Below are 16627 nucleotides of genomic sequence, written 5' to 3' on the forward strand. Positions count from 1 at the left end.
CCGTTCACCCCGCTGAACTGCGCGTTCCGCCGTAAAGTCACTGCACAACAGTGGCGGGTGGAGGTGCGCGATGCTCGAGGATTCGACCGGTGCGGGCGGAATGCGCCGATCCGGGCATGTCATCGTCTGCGGCTTCGTCGGGCTGGCGACACGGATCATCGACCAGTTCCTTGCGTCCGGTGAGTCGGTGTCGCTGGTGGTGCGTCAGGTCGACCCGGCGCTGGACGCGGCCGTCGCGCGGTGGCGGGTACCGGTCCACACCGCGTTCGTGAGCATCGGCGACGCCTTGGCCGAGGCCGGCATCGAGACCGCGGCCGCGGTGGTGTGTGTCGAGGAGAACGAACTGTGGAACCTCGAATCCGCTCTCATCGCAACGAGATTGCGGCCCGGCGTCCGCGTGGTCACGCAGCTGGGCAACTCGACCGTGGGTGGCGCCATGAACGACGGGGGTGGACCGGGCGTGGTCCTCGACGTCGCCGATCTCGCCGCCCCGTCGGTGGTGGAGGCATGCCTGGGGATCAGCACCCATCACGTCGACGTCGCCGGTATCGACTTCGTCGCAGCGGCGATCCCGGTGAGCTCCGACGGCACTCTCCGTGAGGCGTTCGGCGACCTCGCCCCGTTGGCTGTCGCCGCCGGATCCGCGGGCCCCGACGGCGCGCGGGTCGTCACCTGCCCCGGCCGTGACCACCGGGTGCGGCCCGGTGATGTCGCCACGATGCTCGGGATAACAGCACAATTCGACTCGCGGGGCATCGCTGTCGCCGACGACGAGAACCAGGTGATCCCCACGAGCACGCCCGGGGTGCTGCTGCGGGCCCGGGCAGGGATGCGGGGATTCGTCCGGGACGCCAACCCGAACTTCTTCCGCATGCTCGGCGTCCTGTTCACGCTGCTGGTGCTCTCGACGACGGTGTTGCGACTGGGCTACCAGAAGCCGGGCATGAGTGTTCTCGACGCCATCTACTTCAGTACCGAGACCGTCGCCACGGTCGGATACGGCGACTTCAACTTCGCCGATCAGCCGCCTCTGCTTCGGATCTGGTCGATCATCCTCATGTTCGCCGGTCTGACCACGACGGCGATGATCATGGCGTTCCTGGCCGAGTTGCTCATCTCGCGACGCATCGCCGAGGCCGCAGGTCGACGCAGGGCGCGGTTCATGGACGGACACGTCGTGGTGATCGGGCTCGGCGCCTTCGGGATCCGGGTCGCGCGCGAACTACAGGCGCGTGGCCGCGACGTCGTCATCGTCGAACAGTCTCAGTCCAATCGATTCATGTCCGCTGCGGCCACCCTCGGCATTCCCGTCGTGGTCGGTGACGCGACCGTGGCGGAGACCCTGAGTGACGCCCGCGTCCATCGTGCGTCCGCGGTCGCGGTGCTCACCAGCGACGACATGGTCAACGTCGAGACCGGAATCGCGGTGCGCGCCATCCTGGGGGAGCGGTGGTTCGACACCGCCGAGCGGGTGGGCGTGCCGGTGGTCCTACGCATCTTCGACCGATCGATGGGCGATGCCGTCGCCGAGCGATTCGGCTTCCGTTACGTCCGCTCCACCGCAGAACTCGCTGCACCGTGGTTCATCGGTGCCGCCCTCGGTCTCGTCGTGCTGGGCACCTTCTCGGTGCAGTCGCAGTCGTTCATGGTGGGTCGTCTCGGAATAGACGTGGACGGCGGGTTGGTCGGCGTGCAGATGCAGGAACTGTCGGCGAACACCCGGGTCATCGCGCTGCGCCGCGCCGCGACCGGCGAGGTCGAGTACCCGCCCCGCCGCGGCACCGAGTTCGCTGCCGGCGACGACGCCTACCTGGTGGGACCGTACGAGGAACTGCTCGCGGTCCTCGAACACCAACGCGCCGCGACCCGGGTGCAGCCGTAGCCATCGCCCCCCGAGCCCGTCTCAGATGTGGCTATCGAAATCCGTTGTGGCGTGGTCGGTGTGGGGATATTCCTCGAGACCGGCGGGATCGACACCCAGCTCGGTGAGCTGTTCGAGACGGTCGGCGTCGTCACAGACGCGCAGCGGATTGTCCAGGGGATCCATCGTTCCTCCTCGAGATCGGCGACCACGGTCGTGCGCTACGCGGTCGAATCGTCGCGACGGGCAGGCGAGACAGACAGGACCGGTCGGAGGAGCCCGACCGGTCCTGTTCTCAGTGGACAGAGCTACAACTCAGACGGTCGTCGCCTCGATCGACTGTTGCGACTCGGAGTGTTCGATCGCGATGCGCCGCGGCTTGGCCTTCTCCGCGACCGGGATCGTCACACTGAGCACGCCGTTGTCGTACCGCGCACTGATCCCGGCGGCGTCGATACCGTCACCGAGGGTCAGCTGTCGGCGATACGTGCCGTAGAACCGCTCACTGGTCAACCACTGCACACCCTCATCCGAATGCGCGGTGCGCTGGGCGGAGACCGTCAGCACGCCGTTGTCGACGTTGAGATCGACCGATCCGGGGTCCACCCCCGGGAGGTCGGCGGTCAGCATGTAGTGGTCGTCGAGTTTGTAGAGGTCCATCGGCATGAACCGTGGAGTTCGCGCCGACCCCGTCTGCTGGGCACCCAGTAGCCCCCGGGCCAACGTGTCGACATCACCGAAGGGATCGAATCGAAGCACAGCAACCCACCTCCTGATCATGTCCTCCGCCCGCCACCTCGACGGGCGATCAATCACTGTGCGATGACATTTTTAGCACTCTCGATGCGAGAGTGCCAGAGGCCCGAGCAAACTTTTTTCGGGGCTGTCGGTGACGGAAGACGGTGTCCACGTGCAGCACTCGGTTCTCGTCGAGGATCGAGGTGTTCCTCGGCGTCCGGGCGGGAACAGCCGGGCGGTCGCTGTGGTACCGATGGGGTGTGACTGACGCAGATGTCGACGTGATCGTGGTGGGAGCCGGGCTGGCCGGGTTGCGTGCCGCGACCGCGGTCCGGGCGGCGGGACTGAGTGTCCGGATACTCGAGCGTGAGGCGTCGCCGGGCGGGCGGATCCGCACCGACATCATCGACGGGTTTCGCTGCGACCGGGGCTTCCAACTCCTCAACCCGTCCTATCCGGCCGTGCGGCGGCACGTCGACATCGCGGCGCTCGATCTGAGGACCAGTGGTCGCGGCGTTCGCACCGTCGACTCTGCGGGTCGGGTGGCCACCCTCGCCGACCCGACCCGTCACCCTCGGCTGCTGCCGACCACGATCCGGTCGGCCGTCGACATCGGCTTGTTGCGTCCGCGTGCGGTGGCCGGCGCGGTGCGCTGGGCGTTGCCCGCGGTCGGTTCGGTCCGGCGACTCGGAACCGCCCCGGACGCCGGACTCGGCGACGACTGGGACCGGCTCGGCGTGCAGGGTCCCATCCGGGACGCGGTGCTGGCGCCGTTCCTCTCGGGTGTACTCGCCGACGGCGTCGGGTCGACATCGGATCGCTATGTGCGACTGGTCCTCCGGAGCTTTCTCCGGGCCACGCCGGGTGTGCCGGCCACCGGTATGCAGGCCTTGCCCCGACAGCTGGCTGCGCCGTTACGCGACGACATCAGCTACGAGACCGCGGTCGAGGAGGTGATCGACGGCGTCGCGCCTTCGGTGCGGACCGCCGGCGGTGAGGCGCTGCGCGCGCGGGCCGTGGTCGTGGCCACCGAGGCGCCGGTCGCGGGTGCGTTGACCGGCCAGGCCACCGCTCGCATGCGCGGACTGTCGACGTGGTGGTTCGCCGCCGACGGACTGCCGTCGGACCGCTTCCTGCGAGTCTCGGGATCGGGCGGGCCCGTCGTGAACACCGCCCAGCTCAGTGCCTTCGTGCCGGAGTACGCGCCGCCCGGTCGGGTGCTGGTCCAGGCCACGACGCTGCTCGACGACAGCGGTCCCGCGCCGGAGTCGCAGGTTCGGGCGGAGGTGTCCCGGATCTGGGGTGCATCGACCACGGACTGGGATCTGGTGATCCGGCACGACGTCTATGACGCACTGCCCGAACAGGTTCCGGGGACGCCCTTGCAGCGCCCGCTCCGGGTGGGGGATCGGATCGTCGTGGCCGGCGATCACCGCGACACCCCGTCGATCCAGGGGGCGATGGTGTCCGGTGGCCGGGCCGCTTCAGAAGTGGTGCGCCTGCTCGCCTGACCCTCCGCCCAACTGGGGTGGAGGGGTACGGGTGAGCTGTGCGTAGAGCTCGGCCAGTTCGTCGGTGACCTCACCGACGTCGAGCGGACCGACGCCCGACATCCGCAGCGCGCGGTTCAGCCCCGCCACGTCGAGATCGGCGAAGACGTCCACCGACGGAGGACTGGGCAGCGACGGCAGCGTGAGGCGTGCGCCGAAGAAGTCCACCGGTTCCGGCGCTCGAGCCCGTGTGGGGCGGGTGGTGTCGTCGGGGGTGTCGTCGCGTAGATGAGCCAGCAGCGTCGCCACCTCGGCGCCCATCATCGTCAACGCCACCGATGGCGCCTTGTCGATCTGTGCGGCCATCTCGTAGGCCAGCGCCAGCACGTGGATGCACCGGGGCTCGTCATCGGGGCAGTTGCAGTCCCCCCGGACATCGGCCGGCTCGGTGGGAAGCACCACCGAACCCAGAATGCGTGGTTGCTCACCGCGGGCCACGGCCAGGAGATCATCGGTGGCGCCCTTCTCCCGTAGCAGGGCGACGACGGTGTCGGCCTCGACGGTCCGCATCGTCAGCGACGTCTCGAACGGTTCGACCTGACTGCCCTGCACCAGTGCGCTCACCACACCCGGTCGCAGCCGTACGTCGAGGATCTTCCGTTCGCGGAAGTAGGTGCGGGCCTTACCGACCCGCCGGGTGTCCTCCGGTCGGTCCACGACCGCCAGCACCGCCCGCGACCACGCCGTGAGGCCGTAACCCCTCGTGGGCGCGTCCTTCTTGCGTGCCATCAGTCGCCCACCGCCTCGTCGCGCAGTCGCATGAGGTCGTACAGTTCGTCGTTCTCGATGTCGGCCAGCCAGTTCTCGCCCGCGGTGACGGTCAGGTCCGACAACGCCCGCTTGTCGGTGATCATGGCATCGATGCGCTCCTCGATCGTCCCGACGCAGACGAACGTCCGGACCTCGACCCGCCGGGTCTGACCGATCCGGTATGCACGGTCGGTCGCCTGGGCCTCGACCGCCGGATTCCACCAGCGGTCCAGGTGCACAACGTGATTGGCGGCGGTGAGGTTGAGCCCGGTGCCACCTGCCTTGAGCGAGGCCATCAACACCGGTGGCCCGGCCTCGTCCTGGAACCCCGACACCATCCGGTCACGTGCGGTGCGGGACAGCCCACCGTGCAGGAAGGAGATGTCCTCGCCGCTGATCTTCGACAGCCACGGCGCCAGCATCTCGCCGAATGCGGTGAACTGCGTGAAGATGAGGGCTCGCTCGCCGTCGGCGATGATGTTCTCCAGGATGTCGGCGAGCAGTTCGAGCTTCCCGGAGCGGTGCGTGTTGCGACGCACCAGCGCCGACCCGTCACCGAGGAAATGTGCCGGGTGATTGCAGACCTGCTTGAGTCGAGTCAACGCGGCGAGAACCGTTCGTACGCGGTGACCTTCGTGGGTGCCGTCGGACTCTGCGCGCCCCAGAGCCTGCATCAGGTCGTCGGTCACCGCGCGGTACAACGCCGCCTGCTCGACGGTGAGGTTGGCGCGCACGGTCAGCTCGGTCTTCTCGGGCAGATCGGCGATGATGGTCGGATCCGTCTTGACGCGGCGCAGGATGAACGGCAAGGTGATCGCGTTCAGTCGGCGAGCGGCCTCGGGATCGCGTTCGCGCTCGATGGATTCGGCGAAGCGTGCCTTGAACACCGACGGTGAGCCGAGCAAACCCGGATTGACGAGGTCGACGACGGCGCGCAGATCCTCGAGCCGGTTCTCCACCGGTGTCCCGGTGAGGGCGATGCGTTGTCGCGCCGCGATACCGCGCACCGCACGCGACTGCGCCGTGTTCACGTTCTTGATGTGCTGGGCCTCGTCGACGACCACGTGCCGCCACCGCACGCTCTGCAGGGCCTCGCTGTCGCGGGTGGCGATGGCGAAGGTGGTGATGGTGACGTCCGCGGCGCGGGCGGCAGGCGTGAACGGTCCTCGCCGCGATCGGCCCGGGCCGTGGTGGACCAGCACCTGCAGATGCGGTGCGAACCGGGCGATCTCGCGCTCCCAGTTGCCCACCACCGACATCGGGCAGACGATCAGCGTCGGTCCGTGGTCGGTCGGCTCGGAGGCCGACGCGGTCTCGCGCTCGCTGCAGAGCAGGGCGATCACCTGAACCGTCTTGCCCAGACCCATGTCGTCGGCGAGCACCGCCCCGATCCCGAGTGAGGCCAGGTGAGCCAGCCATTCCATCCCGCGGTGCTGGTAGGGCCGCAGATCGGCGGCCAACGACGTCGGCGCGGTCAACGGTTCAGGGGTCAGGGTGCCGCCCGCGGCGACCTCGTCGAGCCACGACAACCCCGAGACCGAGGTGACGGGAACCCCGAGCCGATCGGATCCGGTGGTGACCAGGTTGAACAGTTCGCCCATGTCGGCGGGGTCGCCGGATGCCGCCAGTGCCCTCTGCGTGGTGATGAACTCCGCGGCCCGACTCAGCGCCGACCCCTCCGCGCGGATCCACACGCCACGCACCCGGACCAGGCTGCCCTTCTGCGCTGCCAGCGCGGCGAGGTCACCGTCATCGAGAGTATCGTCACCGATCGCCAACTGCCACTGGAAGTCCCGGATCTCGGACAGGCCGACCATCACCGACCTCTCGACCGTCGCACCGACGCCGGTCCGTCCTCGCAGGGACAGTGTGGGCGTCACCTCGGCGAGCGTTCGGGGCAGCAGGACGACGATCCCGGCGGCGGCGAGGTCCGCGGCCCCGGAGTCGAGGAGTTCGGTGACGAGATCGGTGTTCAGCAGGAAGTCGAGGGTGGCTCGATCGTGTCCGGCGCGCGACAACCCCGCGAAGGCCCGCACCGCGGCGGCGACCTCGGTGGTCACCTCGTCCAGCTCATGCGGGTCGAGTCGGTGCAGATCGATCGGGACGTCCAGACCGTCGACGCTGCGACGACAGACCTGCAGCCGCCAGCGATCGTCCGGGACGGAGTGCGGATCCTCCCAATCGCCGTCCCCGTCGTCGGTGTGTTCCGGCTCGTGCAGGCGAAAGACGAGCGAACTCTCGTTCTCCCGGACCCCGTCGGCCCACTCCTGCCATGCAGTCGACGCCGACGACGCGCGATCGGACGACATCGGGACCTCGTCGTCGGCACCGGGCAGCAGCGAGCGCACGAGCGACGACCGGAACACACCGGCCGACAACCCGTCACAGCGGCGTCGACATTCGTGGTCGGTGACCTCGCGACAGAAGTCGAGGACCGCCTCACCACCACCGTTCTGGGTGACGACCGGTGGTGCCGCGGAGATGGCGTCGGACAACCAGGACCGCCAGTGGGTGCTCGGCAATGGAGTCCATCGCGTCACCCAGCTGCCCGTGGTCCACGCGAGGGTCGGTGTCACCGCCCCGGCCGAGACGAAGCGTCGGACCGACGCCGCGAGGTAGGTGTAATAGCCCAGTTCGCCGGTGCGGGGGAGTCCCGGGTCGTCGAGTAGGGCTGTGGCCGCGGCCGGCCCCAACGTCAGCGATCCCACCTGCCGCACGGTGTTCGGCTCGGGTCCGGTCACGCTGATCGTGCGGCGCAGCGTCCGTCCGGACACCACCGCCGCCACCGGCGCCGGGAGCGACGCGGGTTCCGGCGTCGCCGTGGGTGACCCGTCGGCGTCGGTGAACCACAGCGACAGGCCGATACCGGGACGCCACAGAGCATGCGTCGTATCGGCAGATGTCACGCGTTCCATCCTGACACGGGGCGCCGACAGGCCCGCCCCGAAGAGCGCCGCTGCCGCGCGAGCCGAATCGGGTGTGGGTCGACGCACGGTGTGATGTGCTGATGGCGGGTCGGGCAGTAGGGGGCCAGTGATGAAGCAACTCGCGTCTCGCGACGCCGCGTACCTCTATCTGGGAGACGCGCACCGTACCGCGACGATCGTCTCCTGCTGGGTGCTGGCCGAACCCGACGGTGCGCCCGCGACGATGAGCGCCGAACTCGTCGCGGAGCGCATGACGACGGCGGCGGCTCAGGCGGATGTGTTCGCGGGCATCCTCGTGCGCCTCCCGTTCGACATCGACCTGCCGTACTGGCGGGTGGATCGGGAGTTCGACGCGCGCGACCACATCGCCTTCCATCGCGACGTCGCGGACTGGCCCCGGGCTCGTGATCGACTGAGCGACATCGCCGCTCGACCTCTCGATCCCCGCCGACCGCTGTGGCGGATCGATGTTCTCGTCGACGTAGAGGGAATGCCCGGGCGTAGCGGACCGTCGACCGTGGTCGCGATGATGTTCCATCACGCAGCGTTCGACGGGGTCACCTTCGCGCATCTCACCAACACCTATCTCGATGATGCACCGTTCCCGTGGCCGTACGACGCCGCCGCGAATGCGATCGGACACGAATCCATCTCGCGGTCACGTCTCACGGCACGGGCGCTGAGGCGGCAGCCGGCCATCTGGGGTCGCCTCGCTCGCGACCTGCCCCCGGCCATCGGCGATGCCCGACGGAACGCACGGCCCGCCCCACCGCGTCCCGATGCCGATCAACCGAGCGTCTTCGGTGACCCGGTTCGAGGCGTGCGCCGCACCGACTACACGATCCTGTCGCTGACCGACGTGAAGGCGATCAAGAACCGCATCCACGGTGCCAAGGTCAACGATGTGTTGTTGTCGGTCATCGGGGGTGCCCTCGCCGCCCACGTCGCGACGCGCAGTCGTCCGGGCGGTCGAACGCGGTCGTTGGTCGCTCTGGTGCCGGTGTCGACGCGTTCGCTCGATGGTGACAGTGCCGCCAACCAGTTCTCTCCGACGATGGTCGACATGCACACCGACGAGCCCCGGGTCGAGCGCAGGATCGCCGCGATCGCGGCATCGTCGCGGGAGGCCAAGGCGGCGGCGATGGCATCGGCCCTGGGGCGGGGCGCGGGGGCACTGGACGCCATGCCCGCTGTTCTGCTGCGAGTGATCGGGATCGTGGCGCGGCTCGTGGAACGTTTCGCCCCGTCGCGGTCGCGGGCCGACACCGTGGTGGCGAATGTCTACAGCCCGTACTCGATCGACTCGATGTTCGGCATGCCTGTGGTGGGCGGCTTCGGCATCCAACCCCTCGACTCACCGACTCTGGCGCACGGCGTCTATTCCCGCGACGACGAGCTGTTCATCTCGGTCACAACGGATTCGGCCACGATGCCGGATGCGACGGCCTACCTCGATGCGATCGCGGAGTCCTTCGCCGAACACGTGCACATGCTGGCGGCCGACGGTGACGCCTGAGCCCGTCGGCAGCCACCACCCTTGCTAGCGGATGACCTTCTGGGCGTTGAGGAAATCGATCACCTGACGACGTCGGTTGATGACGAACCGGTGTTCGGCACCGTCCGCGGTGCGCACGGTCAGTCCGTTGTTCACGATTCCGAGAGTCCGATGAGGCTCGAGTGCGACGATGTCCCGATAATCGATTCGCTGGCTGCCGGTCTGGAAGTTCAGGGCGTGTGAATCGAACGTCATGCCGGTCTTGTCGAAGCCGAGCTTTCCGCCGACGGACTCACGGCCCCGCCAATAGTTCGCCGCGACCCTCTTCCCCACGAACTCCTGCATCGTCACAGGATAACCACCGCCTCATGGTCAGCCCTTGTCGCAGGCGGTCCCGTCTCCATCGCCGTCCAGGGCCGGCCGGTAACCGGGCTGACCGGCACTGATCGGTGCGGCGCCGGCGGCTCGGGCGGCCGCGCAATTCTTGTAGTAGACATCGCCGGCGTCGGGTACCGCGGGCGCGACCGGAGCTGGGGGCGGCGGGGTGTAGCGAGGGGTGGGCCGTGGGGCCGGCGTCTGCGTCTGGGTCCGCGTGGGCCGCGACGGGGCGACCGGAGTCGCGATAACCGCGCCACACGACCCGAGCACGCGTGCGATCGCGTCTTTTTCGGCCTGGGTGACCCACAGCCGATACGCCGCCTTCACCGCGACCTGCCTCGCCACGTACGTGCACCGGAACGACCGGTTCGGCGGCAGCCACGTGGCGGCGTCACCGGACCCCTTGCGGGAGTTGGTCGGACCGTCGGTCGCCTGGAGATTGCGGGGGTCGTTGGCGAGATCGCGTCGGGTGTCGGCCGACAGTTGCTGGGCGCCCTTCTGCCAGGCGTCGTCGAGGGCCACGACGTGGTCGATCTGGACCGCTTGCGATGTCTTCTCGCCGCGGACGAAGTCGATCCGGGTTCCGGTGTAGGGGTCGGCGAGGACGCCTGACGTCACGACGCACCCGCGTGTCCCGGATCGCGCGACGATGCTCGTCAGATCCCTCCGGAGGATGTCGTTGCGGGTGTCGCACCCGTTGTGGCCGCCGTCGACGTTGACGTCGTCGGTCCAGGCCTGGCCGAATTGTGCTCGGCTGTAGCCGGTTCGCGGTGCGCGCCCCTTGACCGCGAGCGTGTTCAGCAGCGTCAGGGAGCTCTGCGCGGCCGACCCCGACCCGACCTGCGCCGGTGTCGATGGAGCCGGGGCGGGTGTCTCCGACGTCGAGGTGGGCGCCGTGGTGGCCGGTTGAGTGGTCGTGGCCGTTGCACTGCCGATGACGGCTGCTGCCTCGTCGTTGCTCTGCTTGGTGCCCTCGGGCGCGATCAGGCCGACCACGGTGACCGCCACCACGGCGCCGAGCGCGATCCAGGGCCACCGCCGTCGCCGACGCGGGGGCGACTTGTAGCCGGGTGGCCTGTTCCAGTTGTCCGGCGCGGACGAACTGGAGCTGCCGGTCATCTGCTCATTGAATCATCGTCGGGCGCCGACGACGCGCACATACGTCCGATCAGATCAGGGTCGACCAGTAGTACCAGAAGTGTTCTGCGATCAGCAGTATGACGACGACGTAGTAGACGACCAGGACGGGCCACAACCACCCGACGATGCGCCACAGCGCCGGGATGCTGCCCAGACGTGCGGCAGTCTGCGCGGCGACGACGAACAGGATCGGGGTGATGGTCCAGACCACCATGCAGTACGGGCACAACGCGTTGATGCGGTAGATGCTTTCGGTGATCAGGTAGAACACGAACACCATGCCCGCGGTCGTGCCGAGAGTGAGCCCGGCCCAGTACCAGACCGGCAGCGCGACCCGGGCCAGAACGAGAACGCCCGTCACCACGACGATCGCGAACGCCGCGATACCGATGAGCGGGTTGGGGAACCCGAAGAACTGCGCCTGCGCGGTTTGCATCACCGAGCCGCACGAGAGCACCGGGTTGATGCTGCAGCTCGGTCGGTAGGACGGGTCCTCGAGGAGTTTGAACTTCTCGATCGTGAGGGTCGCCGCGGCAACCAGTCCGATCGCCCCGGCGATCAGGATGATCAGCCCGGTCACCCGTCCCGGCGCCCAGTCGGGTGGGTCGACCGCGTCGTCGTCGACGACGGGGTCGGGCTCGTGGTCGGCGTCGGTCAGCGTCATCACGCGACCGCGGCGTCGACCGCGGCGATCAGGGCCTGCGGGGTGCTCAGCTCGACGGCCTTGCCGTTGAGCTCCACCTGCGGCGTGCCCTGCAAACCGTTCTGCACCGCCTTCTGGGTCTGCGCGGTGACCCATCCCGAGTACTGGCCGCCGTCGACGCATTTCGAGACCGATGCGGGTGCGCCGGCGTCGGTGGCGATGCTCGTCAGCTGCTCGTCGGTGAGCCCCGACGACTGTTCCTCGGGCTGCTGCGCGTACAGCTCGTCGTGGTAGCCGAGCCAGGTCGACCAGTCGCCGCCACCCGCGGTGGCCTCGGCCACGCAGGCCGATGCATTCGCCGCACGCGTGGAGTACTTCGTCGACGACATCCGGTCGAGGATCGCGATGGGCTCGTAATCCACCGCCACCGCGGCGTTGCCCCGGATCTGCTTGATCGCCTCACCGAAGATCGACTCGAACTGCTTGCACGCGGGGCACTGGAAGTCCTCGAGGATCGTCAGCGTCGCCTTGGGCTGTGCGACCTTGTTGACCCGGTAGGCGCCGGTGTCGGAGACGACCGACGGCGTCGACGACGTACCCGAGGTTCCCGAGGCGACCGGCCCCGCCGACGATGCGGCCGAGGACGAGTCGTCCTTCTTGGTCACGATCAGCCACACCCCGATGGCCACGGCGATCACCACCACGACGACGGTCGCGCCGATCTTGATCAGCAGGCTGCGGCGGCGTTCGTCGGCGCGGGGGTCGGTCACCCTCGGGCGACGCTTGTGGTCATTGGCAGCCATGGGGTTCCTGAACTCTTCTCGGTTGTCGGCCGGACGGGCCACGGGCATTCGGCCGCCGATGATACGCGGCACGAATGAGAAGAAGGTGAAGGCCGAGAATCGCGCTTGACGCCGGGAACCCGATCTGCCAGTGTGTTCAACACACCAGTTGATAAACGAGAACATTGAATGGGCGGAGCGACGATGTCGGATCGTGACGATCGGCTGGACCGGGCCTTCCTGGCGCTCGCCGATCCCGTGCGCCGGGCGATCATCGCCCGGCTGAGCCGAGGACCGGCGGGGGTGAATGATCTGGCCGCGCCGTTCGACATCTCGCTCCAGGCCGTGTCACGACACGTCGGCGTGCTCGAGCAGGCCGGGCTCGTCACCCGCACCCGCGAGGCCCAGCGCCGGCCGGTCCACCTCGCCCCCGAACGACTCGAGGAACTGACCGCGTGGATCGACCGCCACCGCCTCGTCCACGAACAGCAGTTCCGTGCACTCGATTCCGTTCTGACGCAACTGTCAGGCGATCAGTCCGGCGAGGCGCCCGCCCCGCCGGCGCAATCCCCGTCACGAGAGGAAGAGAAATGACCAATCCGCTGCACATCGACGCCCCCGACGGTGTCCCGTTCATCGACATCGTCCGCGAGTTCGACGCCCCGGTGAGCGCTGTGTTCCGGGCCTTCAGCGAACCCGACCTGATCCGACGGTGGCTCGGGCCGGACGGCTACGAGATGGACATCGAGGAGTACTCGTTCGTCTCCGGCGGCCGGTATCGGTATGTACACCGCTCACCCGAGGGCGGCGTCTTCGCGTTCAACGGCGTCTTCCACGTCGTGCGACCCGACGAGTTCGCCATCCAGACCTTCGAGTGGGACGGTGCGCCCGATCAGGTGTCGATCGAGTCGCTGACGTTCACCGCGCTCGACGGCGGCCGGACCCGACTGTCGACCCACGCGACCTACCCGTCGCAGGAGACCCGTGACGCCATGGTGACCAGTGGCATGGAACACGGTGTGTCCGAGGGCTATCGAAAGCTCGACGAACTCGTCGGGAGCAAGTGATGGACTGGACACTGGAGGTCGTCGTCCTGCCGGTCGCCGACATCGCACGGTCGATCGAGTTCTATCGCGACAAGGTCGGATTCGATCTCGACCACGACACCGTCAACGAGCACATGCACGTGGCCCAGCTGACCCCGCGCGGATCGGGCTGCTCGATCGTCATCGGTGACTTGCCCGCGCACCAGGAGATGGGACCCGGGTCGGTGCGTGGCCTGCAGTTGTGTGTCGCCGACGCCCTCGCCGCACGTGCGGAACTCATCGCACGGGGAGTGCACGCCGGCGAGATCACCTCGTTCGGCGATCAGGACGGGAGCACGTTCTTCGGTTTCGCCGATCCGGACGGCAACACCTGGGCCGTGCAAGAACTCAAGGTCCGTGCCGACACGCCGTTGATCCCGCACGACCACCGGTCGCGCTTCGGGGCGCCGGATTGATCGACGAGGTGCTCGCTACGTGACGGTGACGCCGCCGTCGACCGCGATGGTCTGCCCGGTGACGTACCCGCCCGCAGCCGATGCGAGCCACACCGCGGTCGCCGCCAGCTCCGCGGGATCACCCATCCGGCCGAGGAGCCGACGTGCGGCCTGGGCGTCGAGGTAGCCATGGTCGTACTGGTCGGTCATCTCGGATTCGAAGAACCCCGGTGCGATCGCGTTGACGCGGATGCCCTTTCGGCTGCCCCACTGCTGCGCGAGGTCGCGGGTGAGTCCGATGATCCCCGCCTTGCTGGCCGCATAGGCGGCCTGCGGCAGCCCGGCGGTGGTCAGGCCCAAGACGCTGGAGATGTTGATGATCGAGCTGCCCGGCTCCATCACCCGGGCGACCGCCTGCGCGGCCCAGTAGGAGCCGTTCAGGTTGACGTCGATGACCGACCGGAACTGCTCTGGGGTCTCGCGCGTCGCCGGGACCGCGGTGCCGACACCGGCGTTGTTGATGAGCACGTCCACCCGACCGAACTCGCCCATCGCCGCGTCGACCATGGCCTGGGCCTGCTCCGGGTCGGCGACGTCGGTGGCGACGGTGAGTGCCCGCCCGCCGGCCGCCTCGACCAATTGCGCCGTGTCGCCGAGCTTCTCGACCCGCCGTGCCGCCAGCACCACCGACGCACCGGCCTCGGCCGAGGCCTGTGCGAAGGCGACACCCAGCCCGGAGGATGCGCCGGTCACGATGACAACCTTGCCGTCGAGACGGAACATGTCGAGAACGGGCATCGGGGGTCTCCTCAGATGGTGCGGCGTGCGTTCGTCTGGTCAGAGTACGGGGAGGCTCACAAGCCGAGGTCGCGGCCGATGATCTCCTTCATGATCTCGTTGGACCCGGCCCAGATGCGGGTGACCCGCGCGTCTTTCCACGCCTGCGCGATGCGGTACTCGTTCATGTAGCCGTAGCCGCCGTGCAGCTGCAGGCAGGTGTCGAGGATCTTGTTCTGGATCTCCGCGGTCCACCACTTGGCCTTCGCCGCGTCGGCAGCACTGAGCTCACCCTCGGTGTGCGCGGTGACGCAGGCGTCGATGAACGCCTGGGTCACGTCGATCTGCGTCGCCAGCTCGGCGATGGTGAACTTGTTGAACTGGAACGACCCGACGGACTTCCCGAACGCCTTGCGCTCGGAGACGTAGGTCAGTGTCTCGCCGAACAGTGCCTTCGCGTGGGCCAGGTTCGACACCGCGGCGTTGAGCCGCTCCTGCGGGAGGAACGTCATCATGTGGACGAACCCGCGGTCGACCTCACCGATCACGTTCTCGGCGGGGACGCGGACGTCGGTGAAGAACAGCTCGGCGGTGTCGGACTCGGGCTGGCCCACCTTGTCGAGCTTGCGGCCGCGCTCGAAACCGGGCATGCCCTTCTCGATCGCGAACATGGTGATGCCCTTGGACTTCTTCTCCGGCGAGGTCTTCACCGCGGCGACCACGAGGTCGGCGTTGAACCCGTTGGTGATGAAGGTCTTCGACCCGTTGATGACCCAGTCGGTGCCCTCCTGCTTCGCGGTGGTCTTGATGCCGGCGAGGTCGGATCCGGCGGCGGGCTCGGTCATCGCGATCGCCGTGACGATGTCGCCGGTGCAGAACCCGGGTAGCCACCGTTCGCGCTGCTCCTCGGTGGTCAGCTTGATCAGATACGGGGCGACGATGTCGACGTGGATGCCGAAGGCCGACGGCAGCGCCGCGCTGACCCCGGACAGCAGCTCGGTGAACATGGCGTTGAACCGGTAGTCGCCGGCCTCGGAACCGCCGTAGGTCTCGGGCACCTCGAGTCCGAGGAAGCCGGACTCGCCGGCACGCTTCCAGATCTCCCGGTCGATGAAGCGCTGTTCGATGATCGCCTCGTGTCGCGGGGTGATGTATCGGTCGATGAACTCGCTGACCGATTCGCCGAACGCGGCGTGGTCGGGTCCGTACAAGGTCCTGCGCATGGTTTCTCCCACCTCAGTGTGGTGACCGGCGGTGCTCCCACAGTCGTGTCAATGCTGCGCGACAACCGTGGACCGGGTCAAAACGGTCGCGTGTCGGTACCCGTGCCGGCGACGATCGCCTGCAGAGCGGCGACGTGGCCTGCGAAGGCGTCGCGGCCGGTGTCGGTCAGCCGCGCGCGGACGGTACGTCGACGCCCGGCGCTCAGGCGTTCGGTCACCAGATAGCCCGCGGCCTCGAGGGTCGACAGCTGTTTCGACAGCGCCGAATCCGACAGCGCAAGTCGGTCTTTCAAGAACGCGAACTCCGCCCAGTCGCTCGCGGCCAGCGTCGCCACCAGCGACAGGCGGGTACTCGGGTGGATGAGCTCGTCGAACCGGCCCTCGCTCACGCGTGCATCCACCGCCGCACGGTCTGCAGTATCTCCGGGCCGCCGAAACCGATGACGGCCGCGACGATCACGGCCGCCCACAGTTGCGGATGCTCGGTACCGTCGGCGTCCAGGGCGAGTGCCGCGCCCACGGTGACAGCCACCAGGACGAGCAGCATCAGGATCACCGCGAGCGGCACACGCCGATCGGCCACCGAGCGAGAGACCTGCAGCCCACGGGTCCCTCGTCGACCGTCGAGAAGTCGCGACGCCACCGCTGAGTGGCCGGCGCCGAAGACGACGGTCGCCACAGTCGTCAACCAGGCGGGACCGACGGCGCCGATGACGCCCAGCGCCACCCAGCCCGTGGCCATCGCCCACCAGTACCACCGCGGAAGTCCCACCTCGTGCGCCACGTCCGCGCGGGCTCGCCCCACCACGTCGAGAGCCTCGCGGGCCTGTTCGGGAGTCAGATCTGCCATCACGTCATCTCACTTTCCTGGTTGGAAAGTAGC

18 protein-coding genes are annotated in these 16627 nt (G+C 68.3%); 6 read left to right on the forward strand and 12 right to left on the reverse strand.

Going from position 1 to position 16627, the window contains the following annotated elements; all coding sequences use genetic code 11:
• Window positions 1–70 precede the first annotated feature (70 nt).
• A complete protein-coding gene (locus JHC79_RS12490) occupies window positions 71–1882 on the forward strand; it encodes an NAD-binding protein (RefSeq protein WP_296391195.1) in 1812 nt (603 codons plus the stop codon).
• A gap of 21 nt (window positions 1883–1903) precedes the next feature.
• On the opposite strand, the gene JHC79_RS12495 is transcribed toward JHC79_RS12490, so the two are convergent.
• Complete coding sequence (locus JHC79_RS12495) at window positions 1904–2047, reverse strand: hypothetical protein (RefSeq protein ID WP_296391197.1); 144 nt, start codon at window positions 2045–2047, stop codon at window positions 1904–1906.
• A 129-nt stretch (window positions 2048–2176) separates the two neighbouring features.
• Window positions 2177–2620: an Hsp20/alpha crystallin family protein gene (locus JHC79_RS12500; RefSeq protein ID WP_296391200.1), complete on the reverse strand. Its 444-nt coding sequence runs from the start codon at window positions 2618–2620 to the stop codon at window positions 2177–2179.
• Window positions 2621–2859: 239 nt separating this feature from the next.
• Between JHC79_RS12500 and JHC79_RS12505 the strand changes: the two genes are divergently transcribed.
• On the forward strand, window positions 2860–4110 hold the full coding sequence (locus JHC79_RS12505; RefSeq protein ID WP_296391202.1) for an FAD-dependent oxidoreductase: 1251 nt from the start codon (window positions 2860–2862) through the stop codon (window positions 4108–4110).
• Here JHC79_RS12505 and JHC79_RS12510 read toward each other — a convergent pair.
• The gene (locus tag JHC79_RS12510) at window positions 4084–4878 is read right to left on the reverse strand and encodes a hypothetical protein (RefSeq protein WP_296391204.1); all 795 of its coding nucleotides are present in this window, start codon (window positions 4876–4878) and stop codon (window positions 4084–4086) included. The two genes, JHC79_RS12505 and JHC79_RS12510, sit on opposite strands and share 27 nt — an antisense overlap.
• Entirely contained in the window at window positions 4878–7814 is a 2937-nt protein-coding gene (locus tag JHC79_RS12515) for a DEAD/DEAH box helicase (RefSeq protein ID WP_296391206.1), read from the reverse strand. Before JHC79_RS12515 ends, JHC79_RS12510 begins: the two co-directional genes overlap by 1 nt.
• A gap of 121 nt (window positions 7815–7935) precedes the next feature.
• Between JHC79_RS12515 and JHC79_RS12520 the strand changes: the two genes are divergently transcribed.
• Entirely contained in the window at window positions 7936–9342 is a 1407-nt protein-coding gene (locus JHC79_RS12520; RefSeq protein WP_296391208.1) for a wax ester/triacylglycerol synthase domain-containing protein, read from the forward strand.
• Between the two features lie 24 nt (window positions 9343–9366).
• Here JHC79_RS12520 and JHC79_RS12525 read toward each other — a convergent pair whose 3' ends face one another.
• Genes JHC79_RS12525 through JHC79_RS12540 form a run of 4 tightly spaced genes read right to left on the reverse strand, consistent with a single transcriptional unit; the run spans window position 9367 to window position 12285 of the window.
• Window positions 9367–9666 (reverse strand): hypothetical protein, encoded by a 300-nt coding sequence (locus JHC79_RS12525; protein ID WP_296391211.1) that lies wholly within the window; start codon window positions 9664–9666, stop codon window positions 9367–9369.
• 27 nt (window positions 9667–9693) lie between these two features.
• Window positions 9694–10818, reverse strand: a complete 1125-nt coding sequence (locus JHC79_RS12530; RefSeq protein ID WP_296391213.1) for a DUF1524 domain-containing protein — start codon at window positions 10816–10818, stop codon at window positions 9694–9696.
• 49 nt (window positions 10819–10867) lie between these two features.
• Window positions 10868–11503: a vitamin K epoxide reductase family protein gene (locus JHC79_RS12535; RefSeq protein ID WP_296391215.1), complete on the reverse strand. Its 636-nt coding sequence runs from the start codon at window positions 11501–11503 to the stop codon at window positions 10868–10870.
• Window positions 11503–12285, reverse strand: a complete 783-nt coding sequence (locus JHC79_RS12540) for a thioredoxin domain-containing protein (RefSeq protein ID WP_296391217.1) — start codon at window positions 12283–12285, stop codon at window positions 11503–11505. Before JHC79_RS12540 ends, JHC79_RS12535 begins: the two co-directional genes overlap by 1 nt.
• A 183-nt stretch (window positions 12286–12468) precedes the next feature.
• Here JHC79_RS12540 and JHC79_RS12545 point away from each other — a divergent pair, with 183 nt between their 5' ends.
• Genes JHC79_RS12545 through JHC79_RS12555 form a run of 3 tightly spaced genes read left to right on the forward strand, consistent with a single transcriptional unit; the run spans window position 12469 to window position 13765 of the window.
• Entirely contained in the window at window positions 12469–12858 is a 390-nt protein-coding gene (locus JHC79_RS12545; RefSeq protein ID WP_296391218.1) for a metalloregulator ArsR/SmtB family transcription factor, read from the forward strand.
• Window positions 12855–13331: an SRPBCC family protein gene (locus JHC79_RS12550; protein WP_296391221.1), complete on the forward strand. Its 477-nt coding sequence runs from the start codon at window positions 12855–12857 to the stop codon at window positions 13329–13331. The genes JHC79_RS12545 and JHC79_RS12550 overlap by 4 nt, the downstream gene beginning before the upstream one ends.
• The gene (locus JHC79_RS12555; protein ID WP_296391223.1) at window positions 13331–13765 is read left to right on the forward strand and encodes a VOC family protein; all 435 of its coding nucleotides are present in this window, start codon (window positions 13331–13333) and stop codon (window positions 13763–13765) included. Before JHC79_RS12550 ends, JHC79_RS12555 begins: the two co-directional genes overlap by 1 nt.
• A gap of 15 nt (window positions 13766–13780) precedes the next feature.
• Here the strand turns inward: JHC79_RS12555 and JHC79_RS12560 are convergent, their stop codons facing one another.
• From JHC79_RS12560 to JHC79_RS12575, 4 genes are all read right to left on the reverse strand, one after another.
• Window positions 13781–14542, reverse strand: coding sequence for an SDR family oxidoreductase (locus JHC79_RS12560; protein WP_296391226.1), 762 nt, complete (start codon window positions 14540–14542; stop codon window positions 13781–13783).
• A gap of 56 nt (window positions 14543–14598) precedes the next feature.
• Window positions 14599–15744 (reverse strand): acyl-CoA dehydrogenase family protein, encoded by a 1146-nt coding sequence (locus JHC79_RS12565; protein ID WP_296391228.1) that lies wholly within the window; start codon window positions 15742–15744, stop codon window positions 14599–14601.
• A gap of 77 nt (window positions 15745–15821) precedes the next feature.
• On the reverse strand, window positions 15822–16133 hold the full coding sequence (locus JHC79_RS12570; protein WP_296391230.1) for a transcriptional regulator: 312 nt from the start codon (window positions 16131–16133) through the stop codon (window positions 15822–15824).
• Entirely contained in the window at window positions 16130–16594 is a 465-nt protein-coding gene (locus JHC79_RS12575) for a hypothetical protein (RefSeq protein ID WP_296391232.1), read from the reverse strand. The genes JHC79_RS12570 and JHC79_RS12575 overlap by 4 nt, the downstream gene beginning before the upstream one ends.
• Between the last annotated feature and the right edge of the window lie 33 nt (window positions 16595–16627).

Origin of the sequence: Williamsia sp. (assembly GCF_016462415.1) — a bacterium.
In the GTDB taxonomy this organism is placed as follows: domain Bacteria; phylum Actinomycetota; class Actinomycetes; order Mycobacteriales; family Mycobacteriaceae; genus Williamsia_A.